At 52.9% G+C, this 22,497-nt stretch carries 21 protein-coding genes and 1 tRNA gene; 8 read left to right on the top strand and 14 right to left on the bottom strand.

All coding sequences use genetic code 11. From position 1 onward, the window contains the following. The first annotated feature begins 120 nt into the window (after positions 1–120). The 4 genes from mutY (at position 121) to O3S68_RS14280 (ending at position 4,154) form a co-directional block, all read left to right on the top strand. A complete protein-coding gene (gene mutY / locus O3S68_RS14295) occupies positions 121–1,170 on the top strand; it encodes an A/G-specific adenine glycosylase (protein WP_269231778.1) in 1,050 nt (349 codons plus the stop codon). Between the two features lie 25 nt (positions 1,171–1,195). Continuing rightward, complete coding sequence (locus tag O3S68_RS14290) at positions 1,196–1,471, top strand: oxidative damage protection protein (protein ID WP_020455176.1); 276 nt, start codon at positions 1,196–1,198, stop codon at positions 1,469–1,471. A gap of 108 nt (positions 1,472–1,579) precedes the next feature. Continuing rightward, on the top strand, positions 1,580–2,662 hold the full coding sequence (gene mltC / locus O3S68_RS14285) for a membrane-bound lytic murein transglycosylase MltC (RefSeq protein WP_045512851.1): 1,083 nt from the start codon (positions 1,580–1,582) through the stop codon (positions 2,660–2,662). A 238-nt stretch (positions 2,663–2,900) separates the two neighbouring features. Further along, on the top strand, positions 2,901–4,154 hold the full coding sequence (locus tag O3S68_RS14280) for a nucleoside permease (protein WP_160268718.1): 1,254 nt from the start codon (positions 2,901–2,903) through the stop codon (positions 4,152–4,154). A gap of 241 nt (positions 4,155–4,395) precedes the next feature. Here the strand turns inward: O3S68_RS14280 and citG are convergent, their stop codons facing one another. Genes citG through O3S68_RS14240 form a run of 8 tightly spaced genes read right to left on the bottom strand, consistent with a single transcriptional unit; the run spans position 4,396 to position 11,742 of the window. Next, entirely contained in the window at positions 4,396–5,223 is an 828-nt protein-coding gene (gene citG / locus O3S68_RS14275) for a triphosphoribosyl-dephospho-CoA synthase CitG (RefSeq protein ID WP_269231777.1), read from the bottom strand. Further along, on the bottom strand, positions 5,201–5,740 hold the full coding sequence (gene citX / locus O3S68_RS14270; RefSeq protein ID WP_020455180.1) for a citrate lyase holo-[acyl-carrier protein] synthase: 540 nt from the start codon (positions 5,738–5,740) through the stop codon (positions 5,201–5,203). Before citX ends, citG begins: the two co-directional genes overlap by 23 nt. After that, positions 5,737–7,263, bottom strand: a complete 1,527-nt coding sequence (gene citF, locus O3S68_RS14265) for a citrate lyase subunit alpha (protein ID WP_045512859.1) — start codon at positions 7,261–7,263, stop codon at positions 5,737–5,739. The genes citX and citF overlap by 4 nt, the downstream gene beginning before the upstream one ends. Positions 7,264–7,273: 10 nt before the next feature. Next, positions 7,274–8,149 (bottom strand): citrate (pro-3S)-lyase subunit beta, encoded by an 876-nt coding sequence (gene citE / locus O3S68_RS14260; RefSeq protein ID WP_017457559.1) that lies wholly within the window; start codon positions 8,147–8,149, stop codon positions 7,274–7,276. After that, positions 8,146–8,439 (bottom strand): citrate lyase acyl carrier protein, encoded by a 294-nt coding sequence (gene citD / locus O3S68_RS14255; protein ID WP_045512861.1) that lies wholly within the window; start codon positions 8,437–8,439, stop codon positions 8,146–8,148. Before citD ends, citE begins: the two co-directional genes overlap by 4 nt. A 17-nt stretch (positions 8,440–8,456) precedes the next feature. Then, positions 8,457–9,476 carry a [citrate (pro-3S)-lyase] ligase gene (citC, locus tag O3S68_RS14250; RefSeq protein ID WP_020455184.1) on the bottom strand — a complete coding sequence of 340 codons (1,020 nt, stop codon included), beginning with the start codon at positions 9,474–9,476 and terminating at the stop codon, positions 8,457–8,459. A gap of 16 nt (positions 9,477–9,492) precedes the next feature. Beyond that, positions 9,493–10,356 carry a fumarylacetoacetate hydrolase family protein gene (locus O3S68_RS14245; RefSeq protein ID WP_045512864.1) on the bottom strand — a complete coding sequence of 288 codons (864 nt, stop codon included), beginning with the start codon at positions 10,354–10,356 and terminating at the stop codon, positions 9,493–9,495. A 21-nt stretch (positions 10,357–10,377) separates the two neighbouring features. Continuing rightward, positions 10,378–11,742: a 2-hydroxycarboxylate transporter family protein gene (locus O3S68_RS14240; protein WP_086873479.1), complete on the bottom strand. Its 1,365-nt coding sequence runs from the start codon at positions 11,740–11,742 to the stop codon at positions 10,378–10,380. 335 nt (positions 11,743–12,077) lie between these two features. Here O3S68_RS14240 and O3S68_RS14235 point away from each other — a divergent pair, with 335 nt between their 5' ends. Next, positions 12,078–13,715 carry an ATP-binding protein gene (locus tag O3S68_RS14235; RefSeq protein ID WP_269231776.1) on the top strand — a complete coding sequence of 546 codons (1,638 nt, stop codon included), beginning with the start codon at positions 12,078–12,080 and terminating at the stop codon, positions 13,713–13,715. Next, the gene (locus O3S68_RS14230; protein WP_045512874.1) at positions 13,705–14,397 is read left to right on the top strand and encodes a response regulator; all 693 of its coding nucleotides are present in this window, start codon (positions 13,705–13,707) and stop codon (positions 14,395–14,397) included. The genes O3S68_RS14235 and O3S68_RS14230 overlap by 11 nt, the downstream gene beginning before the upstream one ends. Before the next feature lie 35 nt (positions 14,398–14,432). Here the strand turns inward: O3S68_RS14230 and O3S68_RS14225 are convergent, their stop codons facing one another. Beyond that, positions 14,433–16,568, bottom strand: coding sequence for an ornithine decarboxylase (locus O3S68_RS14225; RefSeq protein WP_020455189.1), 2,136 nt, complete (start codon positions 16,566–16,568; stop codon positions 14,433–14,435). A gap of 399 nt (positions 16,569–16,967) precedes the next feature. Here O3S68_RS14225 and O3S68_RS14220 point away from each other — a divergent pair, with 399 nt between their 5' ends. Continuing rightward, entirely contained in the window at positions 16,968–17,684 is a 717-nt protein-coding gene (locus tag O3S68_RS14220; protein ID WP_020455190.1) for a DUF554 domain-containing protein, read from the top strand. A 105-nt stretch (positions 17,685–17,789) separates the two neighbouring features. Next, positions 17,790–17,865, top strand: a tRNA-Phe gene (locus O3S68_RS14215). 860 nt (positions 17,866–18,725) lie between these two features. Here O3S68_RS14215 and O3S68_RS14210 read toward each other — a convergent pair. From O3S68_RS14210 to O3S68_RS14190, 5 genes are all read right to left on the bottom strand, one after another. Next, positions 18,726–20,165, bottom strand: coding sequence for a VasL domain-containing protein (locus O3S68_RS14210; protein WP_269231775.1), 1,440 nt, complete (start codon positions 20,163–20,165; stop codon positions 18,726–18,728). Between the two features lie 376 nt (positions 20,166–20,541). Then, positions 20,542–20,991, bottom strand: coding sequence for a type VI secretion system baseplate subunit TssE (gene tssE / locus O3S68_RS14205; protein WP_442913154.1), 450 nt, complete (start codon positions 20,989–20,991; stop codon positions 20,542–20,544). A gap of 59 nt (positions 20,992–21,050) precedes the next feature. After that, positions 21,051–21,251, bottom strand: coding sequence for a hypothetical protein (locus O3S68_RS14200; RefSeq protein WP_269231774.1), 201 nt, complete (start codon positions 21,249–21,251; stop codon positions 21,051–21,053). A 397-nt stretch (positions 21,252–21,648) separates the two neighbouring features. Further along, a complete protein-coding gene (locus O3S68_RS14195) occupies positions 21,649–21,849 on the bottom strand; it encodes a hypothetical protein (RefSeq protein WP_269232032.1) in 201 nt (66 codons plus the stop codon). Next, positions 21,849–22,370, bottom strand: coding sequence for a DUF3304 domain-containing protein (locus O3S68_RS14190; protein ID WP_269231773.1), 522 nt, complete (start codon positions 22,368–22,370; stop codon positions 21,849–21,851). Before O3S68_RS14190 ends, O3S68_RS14195 begins: the two co-directional genes overlap by 1 nt. Between the last annotated feature and the right edge of the window lie 127 nt (positions 22,371–22,497).

Raw genomic sequence — 22,497 nt, 5'->3', positions numbered from 1 at the left:
GTTCAGGAAACGGGCATTATCCAAAGTTCATCGCCCGATGCAAGCACCGGAAAGTTCCGGTTTACAGCTCAGCGCCTCTGTGCTGCAATCTTCGCCCCTGATTACGTGATTCTGGTGACCATGCAAGCGTCTCAATTTTCAGCCCAGGTGCTGGGCTGGTACGACAAATACGGGCGAAAAACACTGCCCTGGCAAATTGAAAAAACGCCTTACAAAGTATGGCTATCGGAAGTGATGTTGCAACAAACGCAAGTGACAACCGTAATCCCCTACTTCCAGCGCTTTATGGCGCGTTTCCCAACCGTGAGCGATCTGGCGAATGCACCACTGGATGAAGTGCTGCATTTGTGGACTGGTCTGGGTTATTACGCGCGAGCGCGCAACTTACATAAAGCCGCGCAGCAGGTGGCTAACCAGCACGGCGGGCGCTTCCCGGAGACCTTCGAAGAAGTCGCCGCGCTGCCGGGCGTTGGCCGCTCGACCGCGGGCGCTATCCTCTCTTTGTCGCTGGGTAAACACTTTCCCATTCTCGATGGCAACGTGAAGCGCGTGCTGGCGCGCTGTTACGCTGTCGGCGGCTGGCCCGGAAAGAAAGAAGTGGAAAAACGGTTGTGGGAGATCAGCACAGACGTCACACCGGCTCAGGGCGTCGAGCGCTTTAACCAGGCGATGATGGACCTGGGCGCGATGGTTTGCACCCGTTCGAAACCGAAATGCGAGCTCTGCCCGCTGCAAACGGGCTGTGAAGCTTATGCTTCCGGCACCTGGGCGCAATATCCGGGTAAAAAACCGAAACAGACGCTGCCCGAGCGCACCGGATATTTCCTGCTGATGCAGCATGAAGGCGAAGTATATCTTGAGCAGCGCCCACCGAGCGGGCTGTGGGGCGGGTTATTCTGCTTCCCGCAGTTCAGCGATGAGGCCAGTCTGCGGGCCTGGCTGGCGCAGAGGAAGATTAGCGCCGATAATCTCAGCCAACTTGTGGCGTTTCGCCATACATTTAGCCATTTCCATCTGGATATTGTGCCTATGTGGCTTGGCGTGTCCTCGTTCTCGTCTTGCATGGATGAGGACGCAGGTCTTTGGTATAACTTAGCGCAACCGCCATCCGTCGGTCTGGCGGCTCCCGTGGAACGCCTGATACAGCAATTACGTGCCGAAGTCCGTTAGGCGCGCAAGCAAAGAGGATTATGTTATGAGCAGAACTATTTTTTGTACCTTCCTGCAACGTGAAGCGGAAGGACAAGACTTCCAGCTCTATCCGGGCGATCTCGGAAAACGCATTTATAACGAGATCTCGAAAGAGGCCTGGAAGCAGTGGCAGCAGAAGCAAACCATGCTGATCAACGAGAAAAAACTCAACATGATGAACGTCGAGCACCGCAAACTGCTGGAAGAGGAGATGGTGAATTTCCTGTTTGAAGGTAAAGACGTGCATATTGAAGGCTATACGCCGCAAGAAAAAAAATAAGCCGCTGTTCACGCGCAATCACTGGTAATGCTGCGAAAGCATGGGAAGGCATTGCCAGTGCGCAGAGACACCGGCGCTAACACACCAACACAATTGCATCCCGGAATGATGAAAAAATATTTAGCGCTAGCGATTATTGCGCCGTTGCTGATTTCTTGTTCCAGTTCGAATAAAACAGGCGACGACTACAACGAAGCCTGGATTAAAGACACCAACGGTTTTGACATCCTGATGGGTCAATTTGCCCATAATATTGAGAATTTATGGGGATTTAACGAGGTTCTGATTGCAGGCCCGAAAGACTACGTTAAATACACCGACCAGTACCAAACCCGCAGCCACATCAACTTCGATGAGGGGACGATCACCGTCGAGACTATCTCCGGCACCGAACCTGCGGCACATTTGCGCCAGGCGATTATCAAAACCCTGCTGATGGGCGACGATCCGGGTTCAATCGATCTTTACTCCGATGTCGATGATATTCAGATCTCGAAAGAGCCGTTCCTCTACGGCCAGGTGGTGGATAACAACGGCGAAGCCATTCGCTGGCAATGGCGTGCAGCGCAGTTTGCGGACTATTTGCTGCAAACACGTCTGAAAAGCCGCAGCAACGGCTTACGGATGATCTACAGCGTGACCATTAACCTGGTGCCAAACCACCTGGATAAACGCGCGCATAAATACGTCGGTATGGTGCGCAAAGCGTCGCATAAATATGGCGTCGACGAATCGCTGATTCTGGCGATTATGCAAACCGAATCCTCCTTTAACCCATACGCCGTCAGCCGCTCCGATGCGCTCGGTTTAATGCAGGTTGTGCAGCACAGCGCCGGTAAAGATGTGTTCCGCGCGCAGGGAAAATCTGGTACGCCCGATCGCAGTTATCTGTTTGATCCGCAAAGCAACATCGATACCGGCACCGCCTATCTGGCGATGCTGAACAATATTTATCTCTCCGGTATTACTAACCCTACATCGCGGCGCTATGCGGTTATTACCGCTTATAACGGCGGTGCCGGCAGCGTGTTACGCGTCTTTTCCGCCGATAAAGTGCAGGCGGCAAATATCATCAACACCATGACGCCGGGAGATGTGTACCAAACCCTGACCACACGCCACCCCTCGGCGGAATCCCGCCGCTATCTCTACAAAGTTAACGCTGCGCAGAAAACTTACCGTCGCAACTAATCTGCTGCCTCTTTCGTCTGTACCAACGAAAGAGGCATAAGGTATTCATGTGAGTGATGCAAACGGTTGCGCTAAAGTGTGAGATACGTCACCATATAAAAATGCAATCAGAGGAAGTTTGCATTTTTATGTCGGGCATAACAAATTCGCCACCCCGTAGATGGTAGAATCCTGACACATAACAAACGCAATTGTGCCCATTCCAACATCTATCACTCTCCTTTGTGAGGAAATTAGCATGAATCTTAAGCTGCAGCTGAAAGTCATTATCTTTCTGCAGTTCTGCCTGTGGGGAAGCTGGCTGACTACGCTTGGCTCTTATATGTTCGTTACCCTGAAATTCCAGGGCGCGGAAATTGGCGCGGTATATAGCTCGCTGGGTATTGCATCACTGCTGATGCCAACGCTGCTCGGTATCGTTGCGGACAAGTGGCTGAGCGCAAAATGGGTGTATGCTCTGTGCCATCTGGTTGGCGCGATCACATTATTTATCGCCGCAGGCGTCACCACGCCAGGCGCAATGTTCGCTATCATCCTGCTTAACTCGCTGGCCTACATGCCAACGCTGGGCCTGGTGAACACCATTTCTTACTTCCGCCTGAAATCCGCAGGCCACGATATCGTGACCGATTTCCCACCGATTCGGATCTGGGGCACCATCGGCTTTATTCTGGCGATGTGGGCGGTGAGCTTCTCCGGTTTCGAACTGAGCCACATGCAGCTCTACATTGGCGCGGCGCTGTCGCTGGTGCTGAGCCTGTTCTCTCTGACGCTGCCGCATATGCCGGTTGCTAAAAGCAAAGAGAAACAGACCTGGGTGGAAATGCTGGGCCTGAACGCTTTCGCGCTGTTTAAAAACAAGCGCATGGCGATCTTCTTTATCTTCTCGATGCTGTTAGGCGCCGAGTTGCAGATCACCAACATGTTCGGCAACACCTTCCTGCACAGCTTTGACGCGAACCCGATGTTCGCCAACAGCTTCATCGTGACACATGCGTCGGTGATGATGTCGATTTCGCAGATTTCCGAAACCGCATTTATCCTGGCGATCCCGTTCTTTATGAGCCGTTACGGCATCAAGAACGTCATGCTGATCAGTATCATCGCCTGGGTGCTGCGTTTTGGTCTGTTTGCTTATGGCGACCCGACGCCGTTCGGTACCGTACTGCTGGTTCTGTCGATGATCGTTTACGGTTGTGCATTCGACTTCTTCAACATCTCCGGTTCGGTATTCGTGGAGAAAGAGGTGAATCCGGCTATCCGCGCCAGTGCGCAGGGTATGTTGCTGATGATGACCAACGGCTTCGGCTGTATCCTCGGCGGGATGGTGAGCGGCAAAGTGGTGGAGATTTACACCACTGCGGGCATCACCGACTGGAAAACCGTGTGGCTGATTTTCGCTGGTTACTCACTGGTGCTGGCCTTCGCCTTCGTGATGCTGTTTAAGTATAAACACGTGCGTGAGCCAGAAGGCGTGGCGCAGAAAGCCTGAAACTGATAACCATCTCCTGAAGGTGGTTAACGATGCAAAGACAAAACCCGGCCTGAGCGCCGGGTTTTTTGTGACCATTTGACCATCTCTTTTTGCGAAGGTGGTCAGCAACAGGCGTTGGCTTATTAACTTTTGCTTTAAATCGTGCAGAACAGGCTGAGGCTTTTATTAATGCTTTTAGCGCTCGTCTCCTGGGCGCGATCAATACCATCTGCTATACAGATGATTTTTTATAACCTACTTACAGCCCGGCAAGAACCCAGGCTACCGCCAGCAGATCGGCACTCCCGCCGGGGCTTAACCGACGAGCCATTAACGCCTTATCCATATCGCGCAGCGTGTCGCTATCCCAGCCAGTTACCAGCAACCTCGCCGCATAATCCTGTACGTAGTGCAGCCCTTCAATACCACCGCGAGATACCAGATTGCTGTCGCGGTTCGCGGCCATCAGGCGCAGCAGCGCATTGTGTAACCGCCGCTCCCCTTGCTCCTGATGCCAGAACGGCAACACCGCGCGGCGCACAGTGATAAACCCCTGCTCGGCTTCACCGCGTGCCCCCGTCAGCCCATACTGGCGAAACTGTTTTTCACCCGCCGTGATAGCCTGTGGGCGACCATCAAGCTCACGCGCCACTAATCCACAGCAGATTTCACTGACCTGCTGGCAAAGCGCGTCAGCGCTAACCCTGCGCCCTTGTCCCTGCAAACGCCCGGCGGCGAAACAGAGCAGACCAAGCGAAAAAATGCCGCCCTTATGGGTGTTCACGCCCCCTGTCGCCGTGAACATCGCTTGCTCGCAGGCGATACCCATCGGGCGCAGCAGCCGTAGCTGCTCGCTGGCCGATTTCTGCGCATGGGTTTTTCCTGCTTCGGCAAAGACCCTGAACCACGGCGTAATCGCCGCAATACTCTTTAAAAACAGCGCATGATCCATATCCTGGTGCGAGCCGTTATTGGCTCTGTCCACCAGCCCCGGTTTGGGGGTTAAATCCAGCTCAAGACGCAACGCCTGCGCCGCAAGCTCAGGCACATCAGCAATGGCGGATTTAGTCGCGAGCAAACCAGCCATCAATTAATTTCTCCACGCGAGCCACTACATCTTCTAACGAATGGCGACGCGAACGGGCGCAGCCGTGTGCAGGTTCATCACATACCAGACAGCGGCGAGTATTTAGATCCAGCGAATGCCGCCCCACCTGCCCTGCTTTCGGGCAAAACACATCGAAATCCCACAATCTGCCAAGCGGATGGGTCTGTTCCATCTCCACGCACTGCGCTTTGATTTCCACCGCCGGGTGCTCCACGCACCACAACGCTTCTGCGCCGGTTGGCAGCCACAATACCTGCCTGTCCAGCACGCGCCAGCGGTTTTGCCACAACAACTGGTCGCAGGCCTGGAGTGCCACGCCCATGGTATTGCGGTAACGAATACTGTCTTTTACCGCTCCGGGGGTAACCAGCGTCAGCGAAATAACGGGTTGTTGATAATGAGTGAGCCAGTCAGCCTGACGCGCCGCGCGGCTATCTTTCGCCGCCAGCAGCGCTTCGAGGCTGACGCCCGCTCTCACGGGCGTCAGTGTGGTCATAGATTGTCCTCTTTAACCTGACGAACCACATCGATCACGCTGCCGTCGCGATAGCGGATTACACCAACAATGCGGTCAGTAAAAGCGATCGGTTTCGGTTCGCCGGTCAGTGAAATCGCACGCTGATAAAGCGCTTCGATGTCGACGATTTTCAGGCCCGCCGCCAGCAAACGCTCGCGGATATCCGGACGCGCCGGGTTAACAGCAATACCATGATCGGTGACCAGCACGTCGATGCTTTCCCCTGGCGTCAGCAATGTGGTCACGCGTTTTACAACGGTAGGAATGCGGCTGCGTAGCAAAGGAGCCACGACAATGGTGAGGTTGGCAGCTGCCGCGACATCGCAGTGACCGCCGGATGCGCCACGCATCACGCCATCAGAACCGGTGATAACGTTAACGTTGAAGTCGACATCGATCTCCAGCGCGCTGAGGATCACCACATCCAGTTGATCGCAACTGGCAGCTTTACCGCCCGGGTTGGCATAGACGTTAGTGGAGATCTCGACATGATTCGGGTTACGGCGCAGCGAAGCCGCCGCTTCGCCATCGAAACACTGCGTATCCAGCAGTTTTTCAATAAGCCCTTTCTCATGCAGATCCACCAGGCTACCGGTGATGCCGCCAAGCGCGAAGCGGGCTTTCACCCCGTGGCGCTCCATTTTTTCTTCCATGAAGCGCGTCGCTGCGGTCGCTGCTGCGCCGGAGCCGGTCTGCATGGAGAAACCGTCTTTGAAATACCCCGAATGTTCAATGACATCTGCCGCGTAGCGGGCAATCATCAGCTCGCGCGGATTGCTGGTGACGCGGGCCGCACCGACGCTGATTTTCGCAGGATCGCCCACGCTTTCTACCTGCACGATCAGATCAACCTGATCCTGACCAAGGCTCGCAGGCATGTTCGGGAACGGCACCAGCTCTTCGGTCAGTAACACCACTTTTTTGGCGAACTGCGCATCCACCATCGCGTAACCCAGCGAGCCACAGCAGGATTTCCCCTGAGTGCCGTTGGCGTTACCGAACTCATCGCTGCACGGCACGCCGAGGAAAGCGACATCAATGTTCAGCTCGCCATCCTGCAACAGCTTCACGCGGCCGCCGTGTGAGTGGATCTGAACCGGTTCCGCCATCAGGCCGTGAGAGATTGCATCCGCCAGCTTGCCGCGCATCCCGGAGGTGTAAATGCGTGAGATCACACCATTCTGAATATGCTCGATCAGCGCATCGTTGCAGGTCATCAGCGAACTGGAAGCCAGCGTCAGGTTTTTAAATCCCAGACGCGCCAGCGTTGCCACGACGTTGTTGATCACACGATCGCCTTCGCGAAATGCATGGTGGAAAGAGATGGTCATGCCGTCTTTCAGACCACTGCGGGCAATCGCGTCTTCCAGCGTCGCGCACAGTTTGCGCGTGTGTTTGGTGTTGATATCCGCCAGCCACGGTGTTGCCGCATGCGCGCTTTCAAAGGGTTTTAAATCACGCAGATGGGGAAAATTAACGTGAAGAAGCTCTGTTTGATTCATTGTTCTGTCCTTAACGACGCACGCCGGACGCAGCTGCACGTTCCAGCACCATCTGCGCGTGATTAATAATCGGGGCGTCAATCATTTTGCCGTTCAGCGAAACCACGCCGAGGCCATTGCGTTCGCCCTCTTCCGCCGCTTCGATAACCACTTTCGCGTGGTCAACTTCCTGCTGGGTTGGCGCATAGGCGTTATGCAGCAGATCGATTTGGCGTGGGTTGATCAGCGATTTGCCGTTGAAACCCATTTTGCGCACCAGATCGACTTCACGCAGGAAACCGGCTTCATCATTGACGTCTGACCACACCACATCGAACGCGTCAATTCCGGCGGCACGCGCGGCGTGCAGTACAGCGCAGCGCGCGTAGAACAGCTCGGTGCCGTCGCCACGTTCGGTTTGCATATCCATCACGTAGTCAAACGCGGCCAGCGCGATACCAATTAAGCGCTGCGAACTACGTGCAATCGCAACGGCGTTAATGACGCCAACCGCCGACTCAATCGCCGCCATTACACGGGTCGATCCCACTTCACGCCCGCAAGCCAGTTCAATACGCTCCAGGTGACGTTCCAGCTCGTAGATATCTTCCGGGGTATCGGTTTTCGGCAGGCGTACCACATCAACACCGGCGCGCACTACCGCTTCCAGATCAGGCAGGCCAAACGGCGTGTTCAGTGGGTTAATACGCACCACGGTTTCCATATCCTGATACATCGGGTGTTGCAGTGCGTGGAACACCAGCAGGCGCGCGGTGTCTTTTTCACGCAGCGCTACCGCGTCTTCCAGGTCGAACATGATCGAATCAGGGCGGTAGATAAAAGCGGTGGAGAGCATGGCGGCGTTGGCGCCTGGCAGGAACAGCATGCTACGACGTAGTTTTTTCACAGCAGTTTCCCCCAGTCGATTTCGGTGCCTTCGGCGGCGCGCAGAATGGCGCTTTGCAGACGGGCTCGGATTACGCAGTCCAGTGCGCCTTTGTCTTCAATGATGATTAAGCCCTGGCGGATCTCCATCGCGCGCAGCGTGGCATCCACCACCTTGCGGATTTGATCGCCAAACTGCTTCATCACCTCGCTATGGATAACAATATCCAGCTCGCCTTCTGCGGGGGCTATTTTCACCATCAGGTCGCTGGACTCCATCGTCCCGGCCAGCGCCTCCCTTACAATTTTCATAGTTATTTTCCTGATTTTTAAGCGACTTCCGCGCTGTAATGAGACTCAAGGTGCGCAAAAGTGGTATCCGGTACAATTTCCCGAATACGGGAAAACTGGTGTGTTTTAAGTAAACGGCGTACTTCCGAAGCAGAGATGGCGGTGCCGGTCGCTTTAATGCGCGGAACTTCCACCACCTCGACTGAACCTGCCAGCAACTGATGCATAGTCTGGTTGTACTGGCGGGTGATATCGCAAAACGGCTCGCTGCCGATAAAGCGGTGGGTAACACCGAGCGCCGGGGCAATATGGTTACGGAAGATGAGCAGGTCGATTTCGCTCCACGCCTGCTGCACTTTGCCGGTCTCTTTGAGGAAATAGGCCGGAAAGGTAGCGCGGGAAATAATGTACTGAGAGCCTTCGTGAACCGTGACATTAGGCAGATGCGCCACGCCCGCCTTCACCATTTTCAGCCGTGCGGAGAAAGGAAAGAACGAGGCATCTTCCCGCACCACAAACAGGTGCAGCCAGTCGCAGGCCTGTGCAGCCTGCTCCACCAGATGCCGATGGCCAAGCGTGAAGGGATTGGCATTCATCACAATAGAGCCAATGCGCTTTCCGGCAACGCGGCGCGCCTGCAACGTGCGGCAGTAACGCTGAATGCCAGACGGCGTATTTTCCATCAATATCGCATTGTTGCCGCTCTGGGCAACCGGCCAAAAGCCGCTGTGCTGGAAACGCTCACGATTGCAAGGGCGCGTGCACAGGAACAGATGAAAATGTCCACGCGCCAGCGCCAGATGCTCAACTTCTGCCAGCAGCCGCGCACTGAGGTTTTCGCCACGCAACTGCTCTTCAACCGCTACACACTTGATGACGTTGGCGGCGAGACCTGCACAACCCACCAGCCGGTTTCCCGACCAGGCTTCAACGAAGGTGGTGATATCGCTGTCCATACCTAAACCACTGTCAGCGAGCAGCGCGCGGATAGAGGCCAGCCGTTGAGTATTGCCGTTGACTTCCGCAACGCGGAAGTCGATGGAGGGTCGTGCTTGCATTGTATTGCCTTCGTCCTTAGTGCGCTGCTGTCAGCGCATGGGCTGGCGCATCAATGATCACATTGCTGAGGTGACCGATATTTTCGATCTCCACTTCGATGCGATCGCCTGCTTTCATAAACAGCGGTGGATTGCGTTTTTTACCAACACCGCCCGGTGAGCCGGTGATGATGACGTCGCCCGGCGTCAGGCTGGTAAAGGTACTGATGTACTCGATAAGCTCGGCGACCTTGTGGATCATGCTGGCGGTGTTGTCGTCCTGCACCATGCGGCCATTCAACCACGTGCGGATCGTGAGCTGATGCGGATCGGGGATCTCATCAGCCGTGGTCATCCAAGGGCCGAACGCGCCGGTTTGCCGCCAGTTTTTCCCGGCGGTGAACCAGGTGTGCTGCCAGTCACGCGCAGAGCCATCCATATAGCAGCTGTAACCTGCGACATGGCTTAACGCCACGTCACGAGAGATGTTTTCGCCACCCTTACCGATGATCACTGCCAGCTCACCTTCGTAGTCGAATTCGCTGGAGTGGCGCGGTTTCAGCACCGGTGCGTTATGCCCGGTTTGCGAGTCGGCGAAGCGCACAAACAGCGTCGGTGCCGGGTTATGTTGATCGAACTCTTTGCGTTTTTCGGCGTAGTTCATGCCGACGCAGAGAATTTTCCCCGGGTTTTCAATAACCGGCAGGAAGTTGAGATCGTCAAAGCGCAGATCCGTCGCTTCACCACTCAGCTGTTGTGCCTCACTCAGCGCGTCGGCCGCGAGCAACGATTTCAAATCACCGTAGCGGTCTCCCAGACGCTGACCCAGATTGATAACGCCATCAGCCTTGACGATGCCGTAGCTACGGATCCCCTGATGGACAAAGCTTGCGAGTTTCATATCAGTTCCTGTAGTGCTTAATCAGACGAGGAAATTGCCAAGAACCAGCAGCGATACCGACACGTTGATCGCACCGCCAATACGGGTGGCAATCTGTGCAAACGGCATCAGGCTCATACGGTTACCGGCAGTCAGGATGGCAACATCCCCTGTACCACCCTGGCCGCTCTGGCAGCAGGAAACGATGGCGACATCAATCGGATGCATGCCAATCTTTTTACCTACGAAGAAACCAGTGGCAACCAGTGCGGAAACGGTACTCACGATCACCAGCAAGTTATCGAGAGTGAAAGCGTGAACCAGCTCTTCCCACGGCGTAATGGCAACGCCCACGGCGAAGAGGATTGGGTAAGTCACAGAGGTCTGGAAGAATTTGTACACCACCTGAGAACCTTCCAGCAGGCGCGGAGAAACACCGTGCGCCAGCTTAACCAGCACGGCGGCAAACAGCATGCCGACCGGTGCAGGCAGGCCAATCAGTTTGTGGCCGAGCATGCCGATCATGTACAGCAATACTGCCAGCAGTGCGCCCGCCGCGATGGTAGTAACATCAGTTTTACCGGAAAACGCAGGGGCAGCCGGTGCTTGCTCATCACCATTGCTGCGGTTAGGCATCAGTTGGCCTTCGCCAGTCAGATGCGGGAAGCGTTTACCCAACTGGTTCAGGCAGCCGGAAATAATGATTGCGGTCAGACCGCCCAGCATCACCATCGGCAGTACACGGCCCAGCGCGACGCCCTGATCCATGTGCAGCAGCGTGGCGTAACCAATGGAGAGCGGAATCGCACCTTCACCTACACCACCCGCCATAATTGGCAGAATGATAAAGAAGAAGATCTGGAACGGTTCCATACCCAGCGCCAGGCCTACGCCCATCCCCACCAGCATGCCAACCACTTCGCCGCAAACCATCGGGAAGAAGATACGCAGGAAACCCTGAATCAGGGTGGTGCGGTTCATGCTCATGATACTGCCGACAATGATGCAGCAGATGTAGAGATAGAGGATGTTGGTTGATTTGTAGAATTTCGTTGTGGACTCGACCACCACGTCCGGCAGCAAACCGTAATAAACCATTGCTGAAGGAATAAAGGTGGCACAAATCGCCGCTGCGCCCAGTTTGCCGACGATCGGCAGACGTTTGCCGAACTCACCGCAGGCAAAGCCGAAGAACGCCAGCGTCGCCACCATCACGACGATATCGCTCGGCAACTTGCCGCCAAGACAATCGATAGCAATTAACGCACCGGCCAGCAGGAATAATGGCAGTGGAATAATCCCAACTTTCCACGTATCCATAATGTGCCACCACTTATCCTTCAGTGATGTTTTTTGAATCGCCAGCGATTCAGAGGTAACAGAGAATGAATCGTCAGTTGTGCTCATAATTAAGCCCCTTGGTTATTTTGTGCCTGTAGAGTAAAGGGCTAAATGCGTACTTTATGTGAGGAATAGCATATTAAAACCGGAGTTTTAATGGCTCCTATGGTTTTTATGGTTTCTTTTATTTTGTGTGATTTACGCCTTAATTATTGGCGTGGTTTTTATGGTTTTTTTAAATAGAAACACAAGTTAATAACATTTCCAAAAAAGAATATTTAACAGACCATTTTTCCGCTTCAGCGCTGGCTGTGCAAGGGATCACAAGTTTCCAGTAAACTGCGTACGCGTGCGCAAAAAGATGCTACATTGGCGCTTTGCTGGCTGCTGTGCGAACCGTCATGAAAGTCTCTTTCCAAATCAAACTTTTTATTTCGCTGGTGCTTTTTTTCTCCGGTTTGTTCGTTCTGCTTGGCGTTTATTATTATAAGGATGTCGGCCGTCAGCTATATCAGGAAATGAGTGCCCGGGCAAAAATACAGGCTGAGGAAATAGCGATTATTCCGAATTTACGCCAATCGGTTGCCAATAAAGATATTCGAGCCATCGCGCAATTTATGCATAAAGTGGTGGCGCATAGCGACGCAAGCTTTATTGTTATTGGCGATGACAAAGGCCTGCATTTATTTCATTCAGTCCATTCTGATGTGGTCGGAAAAACATTAGTGGGTGACGATAATACCGAGGTGTTGCACGGGAAAAGCATCACCACTATCCGTAAAGGCGGGCTGGGTATTTCGTTACGTAGTAAAGCGCCGATTTTTGATGATGCCGGGCGCGTTATCGGGATTGTGTCAGTGGGGTATCTGACCAGTTATCTCGATACCATCACGCTCGGTAAAGTGATCAACATTTTTATTGCCGCTGTATTGCTGCTGGCAGCGCTGTTTATTTTTTCCTGGTTCTTTACCCGCAGCATTAAAAAACAGATCTTCTCCCTTGAGCCGCGGGAGATTGGCCTGCTGGTGCGCCAACAAAAAGCGATGATGGAATCGATCTACGAAGGGGTGATTGCTATTGACAGCGAACTGCACATTGAAGTGATCAATCAGGCCGCACGCAAACTTCTGGGGTTAAGCCAGCCAACGCGCGAGCTCCGCGGGCAAACTATCGATGAAGTCATTGCCCCGGTGCCGTTTTTTGACCGTTCGATGATGCTGGAAAACGATACGCATGATGAGATTTGCCGTTTTAATCAGTTAACGGTGATTGCCAGCCGGGTACGCATCATGCTGGAGAATAAATTGCAGGGTTGGGTGATCACCTTTCGCGATCGCAACGAGATAGACACGCTGAGCGCGCAACTCAGCCAGGTGAAGCGCTACGTTGATAACCTGCGCATTATGCGCCACGAGCAACTCAACCGCATGAACACGCTCTCTGGCCTGCTGCATATGGAGCGCTACGATGAAGCCGTGCGCTACATTCAGGCGCAGTCAGAGCACGCGCAGGAGTTGCTGGATTTTATCTCTTCGCGCTTTAGCTCGCCGACGCTGTGCGGTTTGCTGCTGGGGAAAGCGGCGCGCGCCCGTGAAAAAGGTGTCGAACTGGCCTTTGATCCGCTGTGTCAGATGGAGAGAGCCTGCCGGTTGTTGGGTGAAGCGGAGCTTATCTCCATCATCGGTAATCTGTTAGATAACGCGATTGAAGCAACCCAGCGCGCCACGCTGCCTCACGAACCGGTTGAAGTGCTGATTTTGCTGAACGAACGGGAGTTGATTATTGAAGTGGCGGATCGCGGTATCGGCATTGATCCGGCGATTCGCGATCATATTTTTGAACGCGGGATGACCACCAAGCGCAGTGGCGATCATGGCATTGGTCTGTACCTGATCGCCAGCTATGTCACGCAGGTGGGCGGATCGATTGAAGTCTCCGCTAACACGCCTCGCGGCACAATTTTCTCTTTGTTTATTCCTGAAACGGGTAACGTACCGTGTCCCGTGCCGACCCTGGAAGATCAGAATTATGCAACATGAACTGATAGACGTGCTGATAGTAGAAGATGAAAACACGCTTGCGCAGCTTAATGCGGAACTGGTCAGCAAACACCCGCGCCTGCGCCTGGTTGGTATTGCCTCGTCGCTTGCCGAAGCGCGCGAGTTATTGAGCAACATGCAGCCGCAGTTAGTGTTACTGGATAACTATTTGCCGGATGGCAAAGGCATTACCCTTATTAACGATCCGCAGATTATTCGCGCGAACTGCTCGGTGATTTTTATTACCGCCGCCAGCGATATGGACACCTGTAGCCAGGCAATCCGCAATGGCGCGTTCGACTATATCCTCAAACCCGTGTCGTGGAAGCGGCTGAGCCAGTCGCTGGAGCGCTTTGTGCAATTCGCCGAGCAGCAACGCGTGTGGAAAATTGTCGACCAGCAGAATGTGGACTCACTTTACCAGTTACAGGCAAAAAATTTCCGCCAGGATAACGGCAGTAAAGGCATTGAAGAGAGTACGCTGGCGCTGATTCAGAAACTGTTTGCCGACGAGATGGCGCGCTGTTTTTCCGTCGATGAAGTGGTGAGCGAAACGGGGTTGAGCAAAACCACCACCCGGCGCTATCTGGAACACTGCGTGGAAGCCGGGTTTCTGGCGGTGGAGATGCAGTACGGGAAAATTGGCCACCCGAGGCGCATGTACCGCCGGGTGGCTGCGTGAGATGGCCCCTCACCGTGCGGTTGAGGGGCTAAAGTCTACTTCAGTACATAGCCGTACAGGCGTTTGATGCCGTCGGTGTCGGTCTCGGAATAAACGCCCTGTAGCTCCGGTGAAAAGCCCGGCAGCAGATTGACGCCCTCTTCCAGCGCGAGGAAATAGCGCTGCACCGCCCCGCCCCACACTTCTCCCGGCACCACGCAGAGCACGCCCGGCGGATAGGGCAGCGCACCTTCGGCGGCGATGCGCCCTTCCGCCATACTGATGCGCACCAGCTCAACATTGCCGCGAATAAACTCACTGTTTGCATCCTGCGGGTTCATCACGACCGCTGGCAGGCTGGCTTTGCGGAACATTGCTTTTTGCAGATCTTTTACGTCAAAACTCACATACAGATCGTGCATCTCCTGGCACAGCTCACGCAGCGTATAGTCGCGATAACGCACCGGATATTTATTAAAGATGGTTGGCAGCACATCGGCCAGCGGCGTGTCATCTTCAATATGTTGTTCGAACTGGGCGAGCATCGCTACCAGCTGCGCCATCTTCTCGGCGCTTTCGGCTGGCGTCAGCAGGAACAGGATCGAGTTGAGATCGCACTTCTCCGGCACAATGCCATTTTCACGCAGGTAATGCGCCAGAATGGTGGCCGGAATACCAAACTCGGTATATTCGCCCGTTTCCACGTCGATGCCTGGCGTGGTCAACAGCAGCTTGCAGGGATCAACAAAATATTGCTCGTGCGCATAACCTTCAAAACCGTGCCATTTATCACCCGGCTCAAAGCTGAAGAAGCGCCGCTCGCGGGCGATCACTTCCGTCGGGTGATCCTGCCACGGCCGCCCGGCGATCTCCGGCGGCACAAAGGGTTTGATCATCTTACAGTTCGCGATGATCGCTTTGCGCGCTTCAATGCCCAGCGCCACACATTCTGCCCACAGCCGGCGTCCGCTCTCACCCTGATGGATCTTGGCATTCACGTCCAGCGCGGCAAACAGCGGATAAAACGGGCTGGTTGATGCATGTAGCATAAAGGCATTGTTCAGCCGCTTATGCGGGCAAAAACGTGTCTGTCCACGCAGATGGTTATCTTTTTTGTGGATCTGCGAGGTTTGTGAGAACCCGGCCTGCTGCTTATGCACCGACTGGGTGACAAAAATGCCCGGATCATTCTCGTTTAGCTCCAGCAGCAGCGGCGAGCAGTCGGCCATCATCGGGATAAATTGCTCATACCCTACCCACGCCGAATCAAACAAAATGTAATCGCACAGACTGCCGATCTTGTCGATCACCTGCCGTGCGTTGTAGATCGTGCCGTCGTAAGTCCCAAGCTGGATCACCGCCAGACGGAACGGGCGCGGCTGGTCTGCCTTTTCCGGCGCGACTTCGCGGATCAGCTCGCGCAGATAACCCTCATCAAAGCAGTGATCGTCAATGCCACCAATAAAACCAAACGGGTTACGCGCCGCTTCCAGATAGACCGGCGTTGCACCGGCCTGGATCAACGCACCATGATGGTTGGATTTATGGTTATTACGATCGAACAGCACCAGATCGCCCCGCGTTAGCAGCGCATTGGTCACCACTTTGTTGGCGGCAGAAGTGCCGTTCAATACAAAATAGGTTTTGTCGGCATTGAATACCTTTGCGGCAAACTTCTGCGCGTGTTTGGCCGAACCTTCGTGGATCAGTAAATCGCCAAGCTTGACGTCGGCGTTGCACATGTCGGCGCGAAAAACATTCTCGCCGAAGAATTCGTAAAACTGGCGGCCCGCCGGGTGCTTTTTAAAGAACTCGCCGTGTTGATGACCGGGGCAGGCAAACGTGCTGTTGTCCATTTCGACATACTGGCGCAGCGTATCGAAAAATGGCGGCAACAGATTGTCTTCATAGTCACAGGCGGCGGTTTCCAGCTCCAGCCAGTCCTGATCTTTACCGCCGATCACCGCTGTCACGCCCTGCGGCGCACTCTCCGGCTCTTGAGTGAACAAAAAAACCGGCAGGTTAAACCCCGTCCGTTTGAGTAACGCAAGAATGCCGCTGCGACTCTCCGCTAATGTCATGACGACTGCCGCCACATCCGTAAAATCGGTACTGTCCAGCGTCACCACTTCGCGGTGGGTGGAAAGCGCAGATATCAGCTCGCGGCTGACGGCAATTTTCATTGATTTCATAAGCACGAATACCCGTTTCAGGGGAGTAAAAGACCCCGGACAAAGCAGTTGCTTCGCCCAACGAACGTGTCTGACTGGAACCAGCTCCGACCGCCAGACATCAGTAAAAGCAGACAGCTTCTGATCTTACTGTTGTCCTACAGTGAGCGTGCGTTAACCTCACCGCATGGTGAGTGAAGTATGGGGGAAAATGATACGGGTGCGCGAAGGCATGCAGGTGCAAAATGCGTGACAAACAGCAGTCATGTGCGTCATCTGGCGGCTCCCGTAAGGCGGAATAAAATTCGCGCAATCATGTCACCTTTCCTAAAGAGGCGCAACCAAGCCGGGCGTGGTCGCGCATAAAAATGCTATTCTACGCGGCATATTATTCAGTTATGTGAAACACAGGAGTGACTCGTGCTTATCGGTCCTTTTATTAACGCCGCTGCGGTATTAATTGGCGGCACCCTTGGCGCGTTGCTCAGCCACCGCCTCCCCGAGCGTATCCGTTCCTCCATGCCTTCGATTTTCGGCCTTGCATCGCTGGGTATCGGTATTTTGCTGGTGATCAAATGTGTGAATTTGCCGGTGATGGTGCTCGCCACGCTTGTCGGTACGCTGATTGGCGAGCTTTGTTATGTCGAGCGCGGTATCAGCGGTGGTGTTAACGCGCTACGTAACCTGCTGCAAAAACGCAAAGATGGTGATGCCAACAGTGCTCACGAGTCGTTTATTCAGAGCCTGGTGGCAATCATTATTCTGTTCTGTGCCAGCGGCACCGGGATTTTTGGCGCCATGCGTGAAGGGATGACCGGCGATCCAAGTATTCTTATCGCCAAAGCTTTTCTCGATTTCTTTACCGCCGTGATTTTCGCTACTTCACTCGGTTTTGCTGTCGCGATGATTTCCGTGCCGATGCTGATTATCCAGCTTACCCTCGCCACCTGCGCAACGCTGATCCTGCCGCTGACCACGCCCGCAATGATGGGCGATTTCACCGCCGTAGGCGGCATTCTGCTGCTGGCGACCGGCTTGCGCATCTGCGGTATTAAGATGTTTGCCGTGGCGAATATGCTGCCCGCGCTGGTGATCGCGATGCCGATTTCTGCCCTGTGGACAGCATTTTTTGCCTGAGCGAACGTGCATTATGCGCAAAGTGGTGATAGATTGTGCAGTCCGCAACGAATTGAAGAAATTTCGTTGACGGAGCGCGGCGAATCAGGTTTAATGCGCCCCGTTGCCCGGATAGCTCAGTCGGTAGAGCAGGGGATTGAAAATCCCCGTGTCCTTGGTTCGATTCCGAGTCCGGGCACCACTCATTTAAAGAACCCGCCCAAAAGGCGGGTTTTTGCTTTTGGGAATACGGACTATCCATCGAACTGCGTTCGATTATTCGCCGCAAGCGGCTCCCCCCTTCGGGGCCAGCGCGACAAACGCGCTGTTCAACGCCTGACGGCGTTAGTCCGAGTCCGGGCACCACTAATTTAAAGAACCCGCCCAAAAGGCGGGTTTTTGCTTTTGGGGATACGGGCTCTCCATCGAACTGCGTTCGATTATTCGCTGCGAACCTCACGCTCCATTCAGAACTGATAATGCAAAGTGCGTTGAATAAAGGACGCGCCCCTGCCCTTTAAGAATGATCGTTAAAAGTTGTCGAATAACACCGAAATCTGTGCCAGGATTTTGTCGCGAAAAAGCACGCTCGCAGGGCGTTCAGTCACGCTCCTGCGAACAGTATGAAACTGAAGGAAAGGTTAAAACATGCATACATTAGGATTTATCATCGGGGCAGCACTGGTTACCTTTATTTATATGGCGCTGAAAAAAAAGCGTAATACGAAAGCGGATAACGCAACGAAAAAGCAGGATTAACCAGAAGGTTCCCGTAACACCGCATAGCCATAATCAGTAGCAATTGCTGTGTTACGGTGCGCAAATAGGTTTATAAAAAATCACTGCGAATATAAATAGCCCCACCTGAATTCCCTGCATTTTTTGAACTCCTGGTCAAACTGCTACAGCCCCAAAATCAGTGCAGCAGCCCATCAGATCCAACTCATCATCAACCCCGGGCAAAAGGTCGCTCTTGTTACACCGCACTTAAACGTTGCCAAATATGGCGCAACCTTCGGCATGGTGAGCCGGACATCATACTCCTCACCAAAAGTCGTTGCCTTAATCGTTCAGGGGGCTGGGATTTACCGCTTGTTCGCGCAGCAACTTCGTTACAAGTGCGCTGTTTTTCATCTGCCCCAGTGTATAAATCTGTGCCCGGAGATGCTGTTCCAGTTGCCGGATAAGTTGCTGACGCAGAGGAGAAGCGACGGGCAATAAATTAATCTGACGAAGCTGCTCCTCCGTCGGTTCAGTCTGCTGAAAGCTGGTCATCATGCCAAAGACGGATGACTTCAACTCACTGACCGTCATGTATTTACCCTTGTGCCCATCCAGCCCACTCAGCCGGTTACTCAGTTGCTGTAACTTCGTCATCCCCTGATGCCAGCCACTCAGATTTTCTGTCGGTATGCTGGCTGCATTCAACTGCCGAAACCACCGTTGTGCCAGTGGTTTCGCCTGTTCAGGCCAGAGCGACTGCGCCTGCTCGACCAGTTGACGGCTGTAGTCAATATTCCAGTCCGGTGGCAACTGACCTAAGCGCACGAGCTGCTGCTGCGTAGCTGTGAACATGGTTTGCGGTATGGGAGCGTGCTGACGCAGCGTATCAAGTTGCGCGGGCGTGAGTATTGCAGGAAAAGGTGCCAGCGATGCAGCAAGCTGAGTCTGTAGCGGGTCAAGTCGATGCAAGGCATGCCAGCCCCACACCGTCGCCGCACTTATTATCAGCATGATGCACATCCCGGCAGCAAAAGGTTTCCACTTTTTTACCTGTACCGGTATCGCCGTCAGTACATCCACGTTCGGCTGATGTTCGGGATGGGCAACATAAACCCAATTTACCGTGTTGGCCGGTTCGCGCTTTTCGGTAACAGGAATACCCGGCAGAGCATCACTTAATATTCCGGCGCTATTCATTACTGGTGCAGGCAGCACGATACCAGCCTGAATAGTTGCATCAGAGTCGGATGCGCCGTCACTATTTTCCAGCCGAACAGCACTGTTATGTATCATCGATCGCAACGTATCGAGCTGGCTCAGATGTTTTAACTCCAGGCGCTGTAGCACCGCGCCGAGACTCGTTAGCAGTTGTTCCGCCCGGTATAGCTGGCTGAGGTCGCTGTAGTTCAGCGGTAGCGTACGCATCCGTTGCTGCAGGCGTTGACTCAGATTACTGAGGATTTCCATGCGGGCGTGTACAGGCTGCGGCCAGAGCACTCCCCACTGATGGCTTATCAGGGCCTCCAGTATTGCCAGCCCTTCATTCAGACCGAATAATCCGGCCAGTTGAGTCCGGGCAAGCGTATACCAGGCGGCCGTTTGCAATTCCACGCCATTTTGCTCAAACAGTGAGAGACAGAGTTTTTCTACATACCGCCAGTTCACGTCCGGGCGCGCCGGATGGGTCAGTTTGCTCAACTCATCGCGCAGGATGGCATAATCCGCAAGAGTACGCGGGTCGCAACCGGTTTTGATTTTACGGGGGGAAATGTCATTCATGACCAGGTATCCATCTGATGGGTCTACAACGGTGGAAGATTATTGTTTATACAGCTTCATTTTCTGCATATTCGAAAGATTGCGGATACTGCTGTGCTGCCAGATCAGCACTATAAAACCCAGGATGCAGTAACACCTTTATAGACGGTGTCAGCCAGTTTAATTAACGAAGTAATATGCGCCTGCGGGCTGGAGGCGATGAGTCTCTTTTATAAAAGAAATTGAACGATGAGTATTATCCCAGGCGCACCATTAATATATTAATTACGCTAACAATGTCTTACCCTTTCATATTATTGCGACTTTATTGAATAAAAGATGATGATGCAGTGTCGGCACATAGATTCTGAGTAAAAATATCCACAACCCTAAATCCTTATAATTTATCTTTCTCATCAAGATACTGCTGTTGTTTAAGATGACGAAGCAAAACACGCCCCTCAGGCATAAACACTGTGCCATAGCGTACCAGGCCAATACCATTAAGTTCAGCATCAATGGCGTAGCGCAGTTCACCGGGGATTTCCTGATCGAGAAGCACAACGGTTATTTTTTTCAGGCGCGGCTCGTATTTGAGTAGCACGTCAGAAAATACCTGCAACAACTGGTGAGCGGTACCCGGCATACCCTGCAGAATTTTTGTCATATCCGGTAATCCATAATCCGGCAGATGCTTCAGCGTCCCGGCGCGACAATTGAGGATACGTTGCATATTGTCGAGTACAGACAAAATTGCCTGGTTTTGTTCATTGACCTGATGGAGATCAAGCCCGCCGGTGAAATTGCCGTAAAGCGTTTCATATAATGAAGGTGAACTATTTTCCATATCTATTATTAATTACCGATGACATTTAATAAATTGAATTTTATCTTTAGAAACCTTTTTCATTTGAGATAGTGAATTTCTTCATCCCCCGTTAAACTATCCGAAAAAGGTCTCCAGCATATATCTAACCAAAACGCCATATCGCCTTGCAAACTACCATAACAACCCAAATTCCTATCTGGAAATACATTTTCTGGTGCTGGTAGCTCTAAGCCTTTTTCACAAAGGCAGGCGATAAAGTTATTATCATTGGCGATCAATATTACAATGACCTGTGCAAATTATTTAAATTTATAGAAAATGATGATTTTACCATGATCGGCAAAGATATTTGCCTCTTCCGTTAAATTTCCGCAAAAATAATGCAATCACTTGCTCGACGACAGATAAATCCTCCGGTTTTATCATAAATTGAGTCGAATAAGTATATAGATTATCTTCCTACAGAGATAAAAATGAATGGATATAAGGATGCATTTATTGAAATGGCATTAAATTTTGCAACAGGAATTCATTCCGCAACACAATATTTTTTCCAAAAAAATCAATATATTACTTTTAATTAATGTAACCCGCCGCACTGGCTGTACAAAAGTGCCCTGCAGCTCTCAATATTCTCCTGTCAGTGGCCCCTGTAAACCCCGCTCCAGGCCAGTCTCACTTCCGGGTTGATTTACAATTGTAGCCGCTTGATGGCGCCACATTGCTAAGGCGTTGCTCTGATGCATCCTGATCAATATTGCGGTGAATCCCATCAAAAAAGAAACCAACATGCCAGGTACGTGAACAATTTCCCAGCCCGGCATCCTCTGCCTGCTGTGCCCGTTTCGCAGCTGCAATAATGCTTTCGATATCCATCAGTTGTGCTCATGCTTTACAGCTTTTCCGGGAATATCGGGACGTTTTTCATAAGGTGACCAGGCATTATCACTCCAGCCCAGCAGAACTTTATCTCCGGGTAAAAAGTGAACATGCAGATCGTTCTCCCCCCACTTTCGTTCCGGTAATGGCATCACGACACGACGCTTTTCCAGGCGCATCCCTTTGAGATACTGTTCATGGGTGATGTCCAGCGTCCAGATAACTTCGGCCGTCTTCCCGCTGATACTGCCACAGCATGTTGCCTTCCCACCTCCGTGAGCAAACGCATTGGGTCCCGCCACACCATTAACACTAAATCCCAAAATTGGCCGGTCAATTTCACTGTGAATAATTAGCGTGACCGGCCCGACTGGCGGCCCCCAGATTGACGCCCAGACAATACAGGCACCGTAAATAATAAAAGGCGCAATCAGCGCTGCCCAAATCCATTTTCCCCAACGGGCATAGCCGCGATTTACAGCGTTATCAACCTTGCCGAACAGTTTAAATAATCCCATTCTTTATATTCCATTTTTATCAAACACCCTGCGCTTTCCGGTTTTATATATATGCGTGGGTATTCAGGACTATTAATCCTTACAGCAAGTCAACACATCTGCCAGCGACCACGCTCCACTTCCGGCA

Source organism: Kosakonia sp. SOY2, from assembly GCF_027109175.1.
Lineage (GTDB): Bacteria > Pseudomonadota > Gammaproteobacteria > Enterobacterales > Enterobacteriaceae > Kosakonia.
The sequence above is the reverse complement of the archived record's forward strand: the minus strand, read 5'-3'. Positions and strand labels throughout refer to the sequence as shown.